The sequence below is a fragment of the Flavobacterium sp. CS20 genome (assembly GCF_018080005.1).
Lineage (GTDB): Bacteria > Bacteroidota > Bacteroidia > Flavobacteriales > Flavobacteriaceae > Psychroflexus.
Genome location: NZ_CP073015.1, coordinates 626,043 through 638,718, shown reverse-complemented (window position 1 = coordinate 638,718; position 12,676 = coordinate 626,043). Strand labels below are relative to the sequence as shown.

At 33.5% G+C, this 12,676-nt stretch carries 15 protein-coding genes; 8 read left to right on the top strand and 7 right to left on the bottom strand.

What is annotated here, in order from left to right:
- Positions 1-52 precede the first annotated feature (52 nt).
- The 3 genes from folE to yidD are packed head-to-tail and all read left to right on the top strand — an operon-like array spanning position 53 to position 2,468.
- Positions 53-730, top strand: coding sequence for a GTP cyclohydrolase I FolE (gene folE, locus IGB25_RS03120; protein ID WP_211066128.1), 678 nt, complete (start codon positions 53-55; stop codon positions 728-730).
- A 4-nt stretch (positions 731-734) separates the two neighbouring features.
- Positions 735-2,219 (top strand): cysteine--tRNA ligase, encoded by a 1,485-nt coding sequence (cysS, locus tag IGB25_RS03115; RefSeq protein ID WP_211066127.1) that lies wholly within the window; start codon positions 735-737, stop codon positions 2,217-2,219.
- A gap of 18 nt (positions 2,220-2,237) precedes the next feature.
- Positions 2,238-2,468, top strand: coding sequence for a membrane protein insertion efficiency factor YidD (gene yidD / locus IGB25_RS03110; protein ID WP_211066126.1), 231 nt, complete (start codon positions 2,238-2,240; stop codon positions 2,466-2,468).
- On the opposite strand, the gene IGB25_RS03105 is transcribed toward yidD, so the two are convergent.
- Both IGB25_RS03105 and IGB25_RS03100 read right to left on the bottom strand, forming a co-directional pair.
- Positions 2,469-3,158 carry an OmpA family protein gene (locus tag IGB25_RS03105; RefSeq protein WP_211066125.1) on the bottom strand — a complete coding sequence of 230 codons (690 nt, stop codon included), beginning with the start codon at positions 3,156-3,158 and terminating at the stop codon, positions 2,469-2,471. It abuts the gene before it with no gap.
- 54 nt (positions 3,159-3,212) lie between these two features.
- On the bottom strand, positions 3,213-5,192 hold the full coding sequence (locus IGB25_RS03100; protein ID WP_211066124.1) for a thiamine pyrophosphate-dependent enzyme: 1,980 nt from the start codon (positions 5,190-5,192) through the stop codon (positions 3,213-3,215).
- A 150-nt stretch (positions 5,193-5,342) separates the two neighbouring features.
- Between IGB25_RS03100 and IGB25_RS03095 the strand changes: the two genes are divergently transcribed.
- From IGB25_RS03095 to IGB25_RS03085, 3 genes are all read left to right on the top strand, one after another.
- Positions 5,343-5,909 carry a DUF2911 domain-containing protein gene (locus tag IGB25_RS03095; RefSeq protein ID WP_211066123.1) on the top strand — a complete coding sequence of 189 codons (567 nt, stop codon included), beginning with the start codon at positions 5,343-5,345 and terminating at the stop codon, positions 5,907-5,909.
- A 13-nt stretch (positions 5,910-5,922) separates the two neighbouring features.
- Complete coding sequence (meaB, locus tag IGB25_RS03090) at positions 5,923-6,963, top strand: methylmalonyl Co-A mutase-associated GTPase MeaB (protein ID WP_247653584.1); 1,041 nt, start codon at positions 5,923-5,925, stop codon at positions 6,961-6,963.
- 67 nt (positions 6,964-7,030) lie between these two features.
- The gene (locus IGB25_RS03085; protein WP_211066122.1) at positions 7,031-7,303 is read left to right on the top strand and encodes a type B 50S ribosomal protein L31; all 273 of its coding nucleotides are present in this window, start codon (positions 7,031-7,033) and stop codon (positions 7,301-7,303) included.
- Between the two features lie 345 nt (positions 7,304-7,648).
- On the opposite strand, the gene IGB25_RS03080 is transcribed toward IGB25_RS03085, so the two are convergent.
- From IGB25_RS03080 to IGB25_RS03075, 3 genes are all read right to left on the bottom strand, one after another.
- Positions 7,649-8,455 carry a DUF1080 domain-containing protein gene (locus IGB25_RS03080; protein WP_211066121.1) on the bottom strand — a complete coding sequence of 269 codons (807 nt, stop codon included), beginning with the start codon at positions 8,453-8,455 and terminating at the stop codon, positions 7,649-7,651.
- A gap of 90 nt (positions 8,456-8,545) precedes the next feature.
- On the bottom strand, positions 8,546-8,980 hold the full coding sequence (locus tag IGB25_RS14640; RefSeq protein ID WP_247653583.1) for a hypothetical protein: 435 nt from the start codon (positions 8,978-8,980) through the stop codon (positions 8,546-8,548).
- Entirely contained in the window at positions 8,940-10,031 is a 1,092-nt protein-coding gene (locus IGB25_RS03075; RefSeq protein WP_247653582.1) for a Gfo/Idh/MocA family protein, read from the bottom strand. The genes IGB25_RS14640 and IGB25_RS03075 overlap by 41 nt, the downstream gene beginning before the upstream one ends.
- Before the next feature lie 141 nt (positions 10,032-10,172).
- Between IGB25_RS03075 and IGB25_RS03070 the strand changes: the two genes are divergently transcribed.
- Positions 10,173-11,147, top strand: a complete 975-nt coding sequence (locus IGB25_RS03070) for a carbohydrate kinase family protein (RefSeq protein ID WP_211066120.1) — start codon at positions 10,173-10,175, stop codon at positions 11,145-11,147.
- Positions 11,148-11,163: 16 nt separating this feature from the next.
- On the opposite strand, the gene IGB25_RS03065 is transcribed toward IGB25_RS03070, so the two are convergent.
- Positions 11,164-11,583 carry a PaaI family thioesterase gene (locus IGB25_RS03065; protein WP_211066119.1) on the bottom strand — a complete coding sequence of 140 codons (420 nt, stop codon included), beginning with the start codon at positions 11,581-11,583 and terminating at the stop codon, positions 11,164-11,166.
- A gap of 123 nt (positions 11,584-11,706) precedes the next feature.
- Positions 11,707-12,129 carry an adenine phosphoribosyltransferase gene (locus IGB25_RS03060; RefSeq protein ID WP_371815935.1) on the bottom strand — a complete coding sequence of 141 codons (423 nt, stop codon included), beginning with the start codon at positions 12,127-12,129 and terminating at the stop codon, positions 11,707-11,709.
- A 124-nt stretch (positions 12,130-12,253) separates the two neighbouring features.
- Between IGB25_RS03060 and rplS the strand changes: the two genes are divergently transcribed.
- On the top strand, positions 12,254-12,604 hold the full coding sequence (gene rplS / locus IGB25_RS03055) for a 50S ribosomal protein L19 (RefSeq protein ID WP_371815934.1): 351 nt from the start codon (positions 12,254-12,256) through the stop codon (positions 12,602-12,604).
- The last annotated feature ends 72 nt before the right edge of the window (positions 12,605-12,676 follow it).

Below are 12,676 nucleotides of genomic sequence, written 5' to 3'. Positions count from 1 at the left end.
TAAAACTTCAAAACACTCAAAAAAAACTATCTTTGCAAATATTTATTTGACTATGAGTTTAGAAGAAAATTTATCTGAAATTGAAGAGTTGGGTCATAACCACATTGGAACTTCTAGCGAAACGCCTTTGCGAAAAGACGCATTTGAATTAAGTGATGAAGAAAAAATCAAACGTATTCAAGCAAATGTTAATAACATTATGCAAACTTTAGGTTTAGACTTAGCTGACGACAGCCTAAGTGGTACGCCACAACGCGTAGCAAAAATGTTTGTCAATGAAATGTTTTCAGGTTTAAACCCAAAACATAAACCCAAAATGTCAACCTTTGACAATAAATACCGCTATGGCGAAATGCTGGTTGAAAAAAATATAACCGTCTATTCCACCTGCGAGCATCATTTATTGCCTATTGTTGGTAAAGCCCATATCGCCTATATTTCATCAGGTCGTGTGGTTGGGCTTTCTAAAATGAATCGGATTGTAGATTATTACGCCAAACGCCCTCAAGTTCAGGAACGTATGACTATGCAAATTGTAAAAGATTTGCAGGAAGCTCTTGATACAGAAGATGTAGCTTGTATTGTAGATGCCAAACATCTTTGTGTAAATTCACGCGGTATTAGAGATATAGAAAGCGAGACCGTAACTAGCGAGTTTGGTGGTCAATTTAAAAATCAAGATGTCAAAAAAGAGTTTTTAGATTATATTAAATTAGATACAACTTTTTAAATTTATGGCATTATACGACAATCAAAAACTTAAGATATACAACTCATTAACTGGAGAAAAAGAATATTTTAAACCTCTGACTAAAGGTCATATTGGGATGTATGTGTGCGGACCAACGGTTTACAACAAAGTCCATTTGGGAAATTGCCGAACTTTTATTTCATTTGATTTAATTTTTAGATACTTAAAGCATTTAGGTTATAAAGTCAGGTATGTCAGAAACATAACAGATGCTGGTCATTTAGAAAACGATGCCGAAGAAGGTGAAGATCGAATTGCTAAAAAAGCCAGATTAGAAGAACTAGAACCTATGGAAGTGGTTCAAAAATATACGGTTGATTTTCACAATACGCTTCAAAAATTCAATAATCTTCCTCCGAGTATTGAGCCTACAGCAACGGGTCATATTGTTGAACAAATTGAAGCTATCAAAACCATTATAGATAAGGGTTTAGCCTACGAAGTCAATGGTAACGTGTATTTTGACGTCTTAAAATATAACGAAAAAGAGCATTACGGAATTTTAAGCAAACGAAAGATAGAAGATTTAATCGCTAATACCAGAGAACTTGCAGGTCAATCTGACAAAAAAAATCCACAAGATTTTGCTTTGTGGAAAAAAGCAGAGCCACAACACATCATGCGTTGGTCATCACCTTGGGGCGTTGGTTTTCCAGGCTGGCATTTGGAATGCACGGTGATGAGCTCAAAATATCTCGGCGAAGAATTTGATATTCACGGCGGTGGCATGGATTTAAAATTTCCGCATCACGAATGTGAGATTGCTCAAGGTATAGTCGCTAATGGCAAACAACCAGTGAGATACTGGATGCATGCTAATATGCTGACTTTAAACGGTAAAAAAATAGCCAAAAGCACGGGCAACAATATTTTACCTGAGGAATTGTTTAGTGGTGATAATAAAAATCTGTCTAAAGGCTATCATCCCTCTGTTGTGCGTTTTTTTATGTTGCAAGCCAACTATAGAAGTGTATTAGATTTTTCTGACGAAGCTTTAAATTCTACCGAAAAAGGTTTTGAAAGATTAATGAATGCCATTAATAGTTTAGAAAGTTTAAAACCTTCAGAGACATCGGATATCGATATCAAATCATGGCGACAATCTTGCTACGATGCTATGAATGACGATTTTAATTCGCCTGTCTTAATAGCTCAATTGTTTGAAGCGGTAAAATATATCAATGCGTCTAAACATGATAAATTAGCATTGACCAAAGAAGATATAAAATCTTTATCTAAAACTTTACATGCATTTTGCTTTGATGTATTAGGTTTAGAAAAGATAGCTAGCACCAATAACAACAATCAAAAACAAGATAAGCTTATCGAGCTTTTAATCGATTTGCGTAATCAAGCACGAGCCAATAGAGATTTCGAACAAAGTGATAAAATCAGAGACCGCTTGATTGAAATGGGAATTCAACTCAAAGATACTGCCGAAGGAACGACTTATGAAATCACACCATAAAATTGAGATTTGAAAACTATGAAACGCATATTGATTTTTCCTTTTTTATTCTTGATAAAAATTTATCAGTGGCTTATTTCACCACTAACCGCTTCAAGTTGTCGTTTCCAGCCAACTTGTTCACAATATGCTTATGAGGCATTCAAAAAACACGGTGTTTTTAAAGGTTTTAAATTGACTGTTTTAAGGCTATCAAAATGTCATCCTTGGGGTCAATCAGGTTATGACCCAGTGCCAGATGATAACTAATTATTGAGTCTTATTTATAGCTTCTTCTTTTAAAGCATCAGAGGCGTAAAATCCAAAATCAACACGTCTGTTAAGCTGGCGATTTTCTAAGGTCTCATTATTAACTTTAGGTTGATTTTCGCCAAAAGCTTTGGTTTTAATTCGACTTGAATCAATACCTTTTTCTAATAGATAATTTTTAATAGACAAAACGCGTTCTTGAGATAATTTCATATTAACATCTTCATCACCAGAAGCATCTGTATGCGTTTCAATAATCAGGTTGACCTTTGGATATTGTTTTAAAGTTGAAACTATAACATCTAAATTTTGTCTTGATTCGGAATTCAAATTTGTTTTTCCGGTGTTAAAATAAAAATTAGACTTAGAATTAAATTCAAGTATCAGTCCTTCACCAACACGAAGTAATTCAGAATAATCTAATTTGTTTTGCAATTGTTCTGCCAATTTATCCATTTCATTACCGATATAAGCACCAGGTTTATCTCCCGTGATATTTTTTATAATGGCAGAATAGATAGTCAAGCTTTCGTTATTATCAAAATTGACTGAACCTGCAATTGCCATATCGCTTTTAGGGTTGATATATTCTGAAGTTCTTGCTGGCTTTTTCTCAACCGCTTTTTTTGAGTTTCCACAGGCAAAAAGGAAAACGCAAAAAGATATACAGATTAAAATAGATTTTGACATGAGAATAAATTTCATTCAAAAATACAAAAAATTAAACTTTAGGATGATTTTAAATTAAAATTTGAGCAATTCATCAAGTGTTGTTTTTAATCTTGAGTTGGCTAAGTAGTTTTTTTCTAGATTTTCAGCAAATGGAATCGGTGTATCTATACTGCAAACTCTTTTGACAGGTGCATCTAAAAACTGAAAAGCATGTTCACTAATCCACGCAGCAATTTCAGCTGCAAGACCACCAAAGGCAGAGTCTTCTTGTAAAACCACTACCCTACTGGTTTTTTTAACACTAGATAGAATGGCTTCTGTATCTAAAGGTTTTAAAGTTTTTAAATCTATAATATCGATAGTGTTTTCAAGATATTCTTTAAGTAAAGCCAAAGCCCAATGCACACCCATTCCATAAGTGATAATGCTGATTTTGTTACCAAAATTTACAGTTTGTGCTTTGCCAATTTCGTGAGTAAAATACCCATCAGGGGTTTGTGTTTTTAAACTTCTATATAAAGCTTTATGTTCAAAAAACAAGACTGGATTTGGATCGTCGATTGCAAGACATAAAAGCCCTTTTGCATCTTCTGGAAAGGCTGGATAAACCACTTTTAAGCCAGGTGTTTTGGTAAACCAAGCTTCGTTGGTTTGACTGTGAAATGGTCCAGCACCAACACCAGCACCACAAGGCATTCTTATCACTACATCAGCATTTTGTTGCCAGCGGTAATATGTTTTTGCCAGATAATTAACAATAGGATTAAACCCAGAGGAAACAAAGTCGCCAAATTGCATCTCTACTACCGATTTGATACCGCAAATACTCAAACCCATAGTCGCTTCAATCACGCCAGATTCACAAATTGGGGTATTTCGCACCCGATGTTTTCCAAATTCTTCTACAAAACCTTCAGTAATTTTAAAAACACCGCCGTATTCAGCGATATCTTGACCCATAATCACAAGTTCATCATGCCTTTGCATAGATTCACGCAAGCCATCAGAAATGGCATCAACAAAACGTTTTTCAGATGTTTTATTGCGTTTAGGTTTTATGATTTTTTGATCATTTGGTGCATAAACATCATTTAATTCTCCCATTATTGAAGACTCGACTTGCGGTTCATTGAAAGTAATTTGTAGATGTTTATCTATTTCTGATTTGATTTCAGACTTTATACGTTCTATTTCTGAATCATCTAAAATATGTTTATCTAAAAGATATTTTTTTAAATTATCAATTGGATCTTTCGAACTCCAGTGATTTATTAGCTGATTAGGGACATATTTTGTTCCGCTAGCCTCTTCATGACCACGACGCCTAAAAGTTTTAAATTCAACTAAAACTGGTTTAGGTTTTTTGCGAACCTCTTCAAAAATATAGGTCATTTTTTCATAAACTTCTGCAATATTATTTCCATCAATAATATGAGATTCTATGCCATAAGCTTTTCCTCTATCGGCTATATTTTCAATATTAAACTGTTCGTTAGTTGGCGTGGACAGTCCATAACCGTTGTTTTCTACACAAAACACAACGGGTAATTGCCATACCGAAGCAATGTTTAAAGCTTCGTGAAAATCGCCTTCACTTGTGCCACCTTCGCCAGTAAACACACAGGTTGCTTTATTTGTTTTTCTTAATTTTTGAGCAAGAGCAATACCATCAGCTACGCCAAGTTGTGGACCAAGATGAGAAATCATTCCAATAATTTTGTAATCTTGTGTTCCAAAATGAAAACTTCTATCACGTCCTTTGGTAAATCCACTAAGTTTGCCTTGCCATTGAGAAAACAGACGGTGTAAAGGAATATTTCGAGTTGTAAAAACACCTAAATTTCTGTGCATAGGCAAAATATATTCATCATCTTTCAAAGCTAAAGTGACACCAACAGCAATAGCTTCTTGACCAATGCCACTAAACCATTTTGAAATTTTACCTTGCCTCAGCAAAATCAACATTTTCTCCTCAATTAAACGAGGTTTTAAAATGCTTTTAAATAAATTGACATAATCTTTTTGATCAATTTCAGTAGAGTTGAAGTTCATTGTTTTTTAAAATCAGATTTACAAAGTAAAAGAATTTTATAACAGAAATTGCATCAAAGCTAAAATGTTATAAAGTCGCAAAAATATTATCAAATTATTCAAAAATAAAAAATGTATATTTGACTTATATTCATCAAAAAATTATCAACTATGCCTAAAGCGCTTAAAATTATACTTTTCATCATAGCAGGACTGATTATTGTTGCCATTGCTGGTTTTTATATTATGAGATTTAACACAAAAAAACACAGCCCAGAAGATACTGTTGTTTTCAAACAAGACAGTTTAAAAATTGAAGTATTTTATAATAGACCTTATAAAAAAGGAAGAGATATTTTTGGAAATATTGTAGCATACAACGAAGTATGGCGAACGGGTGCAAACGAAGCCACTACTTTTAAAACCAACAAAGATCTTTTGATTGAAGGTTCGCTACTTGAAGCAGGAAAATATACTTTGTGGACAATTCCTAACGAAACCTCGTGGGTCGTTATTTTTAATGATAAAATGTATAATTGGGGTGTAAATTTTTCTGATGGTAAAGCCTCGCGAGTAGAGAAATTTGACGTTTTAAAGGTTGAAGTTCCTGTTTCAAAAAATCTTAAAACCATAGAGCAATTCAGCATTTACTTTGATGAACAGTTTGGTGACATCAATATGTTTCTGGCTTGGGATGATATTGTTGTTCCTGTATCGATAAAACCTGCTAAGACTTAAAAATTTAGTCCTTTTGAATAATTATATAAATCCTAAATATCAATCTAAGTTAAAAAAAAGAAAAAGTAGATCTGTCAAAACCCTGTTTTCTCGGTTAATCCATGGCGATAAAGTTGCATTAAGTCAAGCTATAACCTTAATAGAAAGTGAACAGCAAAAACATCAAAAAACTGTAGATGAACTCATTACGTCCTGTTTGCCACATTCAGGGCAATCCATTAGAATCGGTATTACAGGTGTTCCTGGCGTTGGTAAAAGCACATTTATAGAAGCCTTTGGCAAAACGCTTATTCAAGAAGGAAAACAAGTTGCGGTCTTGGCAGTTGACCCGACGAGTTCAGTTTCAAAAGGAAGCATCTTAGGCGACAAAACCCGAATGCAGGGTTTGGTAAAAGAAAAAAACGCCTATATCAGTCCAACAGCATCAGGTAGCTCACTTGGCGGTGTGGCAAGAAAAACACGTGAAAGTATTATCCTTTGTGAAGCGACCGGATATGATGTTATTCTTGTTGAGACCGTTGGTGTAGGTCAAAGCGAAACCGCTGTCCACAGTATGACGGATTTTTTTCTATTATTAAAATTAGCAGGTGCAGGCGACGAACTACAAGGCATGAAACGTGGCATTATAGAAATGGCTGATGCTATTTTGATCAATAAAGCTGATGGAGAAAACCAAAAAGCCGCCAAAAAAGCACAAATGGAATTTAAAAGAGCACTTCATCTCTATCCTGAAAAAAACAGCCAATGGATACCAAAAGTGAAGTGTATTTCTTCAATTAACAATAAAGGTATTACTGAAATTTGGGATATGATAAAGGCTTATCAAAAATCTACTATCGAAAATGGTTTTTTTAATCAGAATCGTTTTGAGCAACAAAAATTTTGGTTATTTGACAGCCTAAACCAAAAGTTGAAACAAAATTTTTACGATCATCCTAAGTTAAAATCAAAATTAAAAATTTATCTCGATAAAATTGAACAACAAGAAATTTCATCGTTTAAAGTCGCTGATCAGCTTTATCAATATTATCTTGACTCAATAAAAGAAAAATAATATTTAGATCAATTTTTTTGGAATCAAAAAAAATCATTACATTTGCAATCCAAAAAATTGAATACCTATGAGAAAAGGCATACACCCAGAAAATTATAGATTAGTTGCTTTTAAAGACATGTCTAACAATGACGTGTTTATCACTAAATCAACTGCTGAGGCTAAAGAAACTACCGAAATAGATGGTGTGGAATATCCTTTAGTTAAATTAGAAATTTCAAGAACTTCTCACCCATTTTATACGGGTAAAACCAAATTGGTTGATACTGCTGGGCGTATTGACAAGTTCAAAAACAAGTATAAAAAATTCAACAAGCAAAAAGCTAAAGAAGAAAAGTAGTTTACTGCTTTATCTGATAAATTTTAAACCCCACTTTTTAGTGGGGTTTTTTATTTTAGTATGAGTTTTATATTAAAACAACATGAGTTCGATATAAATTCCAATAAAATATATTCATATAAAATACAGATATGTAATCACTTGTCATGTCGAAAGAGCGAAGCATGAGCGACGAGACATCTCGGTAGGATGAGATTTCTCCTTATTCTTCGTACGAAATGAAAATATGTAATCATCTGATTTACAGATTTCAATAAATCGAACTCACGTTAAAACAAATTAATTTTATTAATCGAGTAAAGGAATCTTCATAAAAGATATTGCAATTATTCGGATAATTTTAATTTATAACTCTTTAATTTTTATGTTTCTAAACCAAACATCATCACCGTGGTCTTGCAATCCGATATAGCCTTCTTTGGCAACATCAGCCCAGTTTTCATTTAAGGAAGGAAATTTGCTTTTAGCCACATCTTCTTCCCATTTTGGAGTCCATAAATGATATTCTACAACTGTTTTTCCATTTTGTTTGTGGACTACCGTGCCTTTAAACACAATAATTTCAACCTTATTCCATTGACCTGCTGGTTTTGCATTTTGTGGTTTAGCGGGATAAATATCATATAGTGAACCTGCTTTTCTGTTGCCATCAGTGCCTAACATAGCATCGGGATGTCTTTCATTATCAAGAACTTGCATTTCAGGTGCGGTTTCCCAAATATAGTCAAAATCATCTGACTCTTGACCGAGATAAAAAATTCCAGAATTACCACCTTCAGAAATTTTCCATTCTAATTTTAAGTGAAAATTATCAAATTTTTCGTCATAAAGAATATCTCCTCCGTTTTCTGAACCAGCTTCTCCTCTACCAGAACCCGCCATAAATAGTGTGCCGTCTTGAATTTTCCAATCGCTTGGAAATTTATCTGTATTATAACCTCTCCAGCCATCACTGTTTTTTCCGTTAAAAAGTAATTTCCAACCCTCTTTTTTTTCTTTTTCGGTTAGAGTATTAACTTCTTGTTTTTCTACAACATCAGTTTTATCGGTATTTTCAACGACTTCTTTTTGTTCTTCTTTGTTTTCTTTTTTTGCTTTGCCACAGGCAATTACTAAGGTTAGGGTAAACAGAAATAAAATTGATTTTCTCATTTTTTATGGTTTTTAAATTATTTGTTTTGTTTGTTTAGTTCGACTTTGTAAAAATTTAGCAATCAAAAAAGATCCGCCTTTGATTTTAATTTAGTAAGACCAACCATTTCTATAGGTGTGTTTCACATATTCTTCAGCTGCTTTTTTAGCATTAATGGTTTTATATTTTGTATCAAATTTAGGATCGCCATCTATCACTTTAAAGCTATCGGTACTGACTACTCTTATTTCTTCTTCATCACCAATATTTGTGATTGTCATATTTTCAGCATCCCATTCTAATCTTCTTCTCAAATCTTGTAATCTCACGGCAAGATTTCCAGCAACAACAACTTCGTTTAATGGACCTGCATAAGAAAAATTAGAGCTAGTCTCTACTCTGTTTTTCTTTTTTCTTTTGCAAAGTACCCAATCCATTTCATGGCCACCTAACATTGCATTTGGTATTCTGCGTAATTCACTTGTTGTAGGAGGTGGATTGTCTTCACGACCGATAATAAATGGGTTTGCAAAGATAAGTACCACAGATTAATGTGCCTTTAGTACCATAAAAAATAGCACCGCCCCAACCTTGTTGATCACCTGGATACATACCTGGTTTCAAGCCTTCTGGTCTATCAGGCTTTAAACCACCGTCATACCAAGTAAATTCTACTGCAGGCATATTTATTTTACCTTTTTTTGGTCTTTTTCCAAAATAATAAGTCACTTTTTCTGCAACTGGAGCACTTTCTGTATTGACTTGAGAGGAACTTGCTTCAAATGCATGAGGGTAACCGAGTTCTAAAGCTTTATAGACAGGATCGATTATGTGGCATCCCATATCGCCTAAAGCACCTGTTCCAAAATCCCACCAAGCTCTCCAATTCCATGGCGTGTATGAAGGATGGTAAGGTCTTTCAGCTGCTGGGCCTAAAAACAAATCCCAATCTAATGTATCAGGTATTGGATATTTTTCTGTTGGTCTTTCTAGACCTTGTGGCCAAATAGGTCTGTCTGTCCAAGCATCAACTTTTGTAACTTCACCAATTTCACCATTCCAAATCCATTCACACACCTTTCGCATATCATCAGAAGAATTTCCTTGATTTCCCATTTGTGTAGCAACACCAGTAGATTTAGCTAATTCAGCTAATCTTCTTGATTCATAAACTGAATGTGTCAACGGTTTTTGTAAATAAATATGTTTGCCAGCAGACATACTGTCCTTTGCACTGACATAATGAGTATGGTCAGGTGTGCCAATCATCACTGCATCAATATCCTTATCCATTTCATCAAGCATTTTTCTATAATCTTTATATTTTTTGGCTTTGGGGTAATCATCAAAACATTTTTTGGCATACGCCCAATCTACATCAGCCAATGCAACAATGTTTTGCGTATTCATATTTCTAAGGTTGCCTCGACCCATTCCACCAACACCAATACCAGCAATATTCAATTTGTCGCTTGGTGCTGTGTAACCCAATCCTGAAATAACATGACTAGGCACTATTGAAACTCCTGCAGTTGCTATGCCTACATTTTTCATAAATTTACGTCTTGATAAATCACTTTTTTTAATTTTATCCATTGATGTTATTTTAAGTTAAAATTATATCGTTATAAAAGTATAAAAAAAAATTGAACTATTGTTTTATCAATTCTTACTTTATTTCGGTTTAATTTACGTAGTTTATAATAAATTTTTAAATTTATGCTTTAAAGTAAAAATATGAAAAAAATCGCAGTTGTTGGTCCTATACCTAGAGACACTATCAAGACACATCAGAATGAGGTTATAAAAAAATATGGTTGTATTTCTCACCCTTGTATTGCCTTAGCAAAACTTATGGAAAACGATGGAGAAGTTTATCCTATTTCTCACATTCACAAAATAGATAAAGAGGCTGTTGAATCTTTATTTGCAAATTATTCAGCCATAAACACAGTTGGGATTTCTTCTGAAAAGGATTCTGGCACCGTGATATTTTTAGATTTTATCGATCAAAACAATCGGCGTGAAAAACAAACTGCTTTTATGTCGCCTATTTTACCACAAGACGTTGAGGCATTTCTTGGTGTTGATGCCTTTGTGTTTGTCCCTATCAGCGATTTTGAAGTTCCACTTGAAACTTTAAAATTTATCAAAGCCCATTCTAAAGCTAAAATTATTTTTGATGCTCATGGTCCTACAACTTGTGTAACCACCAAAGGTGATAGACTGCGTCGCTTTTGGATTGAAATTGAACAGTGGTTGCCCTATATTGATATCCTTAAAATGAATCTTGAAGAATCGCAATGTTGTTGGTTTAAAACTGAATATGCTTTAGATGAAATGAAATCTTATGATGATAGCCAAAGAGAACATTTAGATGATTTTGCTCAATTTGTTTTAAATCATAAAACTTCACACTTATATATTACATTAGATGCACAAGGCTGTGAACACTTCACGCTTTCAAAGGATAAAACTGTTAAAAAGAATTTCATCAAATCTGTAAAAATGAAAGATGTGATAGACACAACGGGTTGTGGTGATAGTTTTGCAGGCGGATTGGCATACGGATTCAGCTACTACAATGATGCCTTAAAAGCGGGTCAGTATGCCAACGTTCTCGGTGCTTTTAGAACTCAAGGCAAAACTTTTGATGTATTCAAAAACAAAAAAAATACGGATAATTACTTAAATCGTTACTACAACAAATAATTGGGTATTCATTGGTTTAATCAATTATCCAAGCCTTAGATGTGCGATAAACCACGCCTTTAAAAATTGCTACTATTTTATCTTGACAATATATGTTGACATAATTAAATCCTAGTTTGTTTTTGGTGATATCTAATTGGGTTTCTGCAATGATATAATCACCTTCATACAAAGCTTCAATATGGTTGATAGAAGTTTCGATAGACACTGAAAACCGACCATGTGTATTTGATGCAAATCCAAAAGCGGTGTCGGCTAAAGCGTAAGTTATACCGCCGTGAGCTTTTTGCATTGAATTGAGCATATCTTTTCTGATGTGCAATCCCAGCTTGCAATATCCTATTTTAACATCTAAAATTTCAACACCAAGCCATTGAGAAAATGGATCTAAGGATAACATTTTGTGAGGGATTTCGTTGTTCAATTGTGATTTCATTTAATAATGCTTTAATTCGGGTAAAAGTTAGTAAGTGATTAAACTAAAAAGATCTATATCTTTAAGTTGGGAACGACCATTTAAATTTTTTAACTCTATCAAAAAGCTATTTTGAATAATATACTATCCACTTTTTTGGACTAACCGATTAGCGACAAAAGCGGTGCCTCCTGTAGCGAGTACATCATCGTGAACAATCACGTTTTCGCCTTTACTCACAGCATCAATATGCATCTCAAGGCTGTCTTTTCCATACTCCAATTCATAAGATTCTTGATGGGTTTTGTAGGGTAATTTTCCTGGTTTTCTAATCAAAACAAGCCCTGCATCAAGCCTTTGAGCTAAAAGAGTAGAAAGCAAAAAACCTCTCGACTCGATACCAACGACTTTATGGATTTTTATATTTTTAGGGAGATTGTATATGAAAGACTCTATACATAAATTTACAATTTGAGGTCTCAAAAAAAGTGGTGTAATGTCCTTGTAGTTTATACCTGGTTTAGGAAAATTCTCTATTTCTCTAATATATTGCTTAAAATCTGTCATAAAATAGTCAATTTAATATTATTTGTATGGTTATAACGTAAAAATAAAATATATTTGCACTCGCTTAAAAACCTCTGACGAAAATCGTGAATGTTTTTAAGCTAATACAATAATACGTTTTATCATGGATTTACTACAATACGTTCAAGACGAATTTATCGAAAAAAAGGATTTTCCTGATTTTTCTAGTGGAGACACCATTACTGTTTACTACGAAATTAAAGAAGGGCAAAAAACAAGAGTTCAATTTTTTAGAGGCACAGTCATTCAAATCAAAGGAACTGGACTTACCAAAACTTTTACCATCAGAAAAATGAGCGGTACCATTGGTGTAGAAAGAATTTTCCCAATCAATATGCCTTCTATTCAAAAAATTGAAATCAACAAAAGAGGTAAAGTTAGACGTTCTCGAATTAATTACTTTAGAAATCTAACAGGTAAGAAAGCTCGTATCAAAGAGCAAATTAAGAAATAGTCTAATTTCAATTCAAAAAGTCTTCATTAATTATGAAGGCTTTTTTTTTAACATGGTTTTTTTTTAAACGCC

Excerpts from the sequence above, each read along its gene's own strand:
- folE (WP_211066128.1), top strand. The coding sequence starts at position 53 with ATGAGTTTAGAAGAAAATTTATCTGAAATTGAAGAGTTGGGTCATAAC.
- cysS (WP_211066127.1), top strand. The coding sequence starts at position 735 with ATGGCATTATACGACAATCAAAAACTTAAGATATACAACTCATTAACT.
- yidD (WP_211066126.1), top strand. The coding sequence starts at position 2,238 with ATGAAACGCATATTGATTTTTCCTTTTTTATTCTTGATAAAAATTTAT.
- IGB25_RS03105 (WP_211066125.1), bottom strand. The coding sequence starts at position 3,158 with ATGTCAAAATCTATTTTAATCTGTATATCTTTTTGCGTTTTCCTTTTT.
- IGB25_RS03100 (WP_211066124.1), bottom strand. The coding sequence starts at position 5,192 with ATGAACTTCAACTCTACTGAAATTGATCAAAAAGATTATGTCAATTTA.
- IGB25_RS03095 (WP_211066123.1), top strand. The coding sequence starts at position 5,343 with ATGCCTAAAGCGCTTAAAATTATACTTTTCATCATAGCAGGACTGATT.
- IGB25_RS03085 (WP_211066122.1), top strand. The coding sequence starts at position 7,031 with ATGAGAAAAGGCATACACCCAGAAAATTATAGATTAGTTGCTTTTAAA.
- IGB25_RS03080 (WP_211066121.1), bottom strand. The coding sequence starts at position 8,455 with ATGAGAAAATCAATTTTATTTCTGTTTACCCTAACCTTAGTAATTGCC.
- IGB25_RS03075 (WP_247653582.1), bottom strand. The coding sequence starts at position 10,031 with ATGGATAAAATTAAAAAAAGTGATTTATCAAGACGTAAATTTATGAAA.
- IGB25_RS03070 (WP_211066120.1), top strand. The coding sequence starts at position 10,173 with ATGAAAAAAATCGCAGTTGTTGGTCCTATACCTAGAGACACTATCAAG.
- IGB25_RS03065 (WP_211066119.1), bottom strand. The coding sequence starts at position 11,583 with ATGAAATCACAATTGAACAACGAAATCCCTCACAAAATGTTATCCTTA.
- IGB25_RS03060 (WP_371815935.1), bottom strand. The coding sequence starts at position 12,129 with ATGACAGATTTTAAGCAATATATTAGAGAAATAGAGAATTTTCCTAAA.
- rplS (WP_371815934.1), top strand. The coding sequence starts at position 12,254 with ATGGATTTACTACAATACGTTCAAGACGAATTTATCGAAAAAAAGGAT.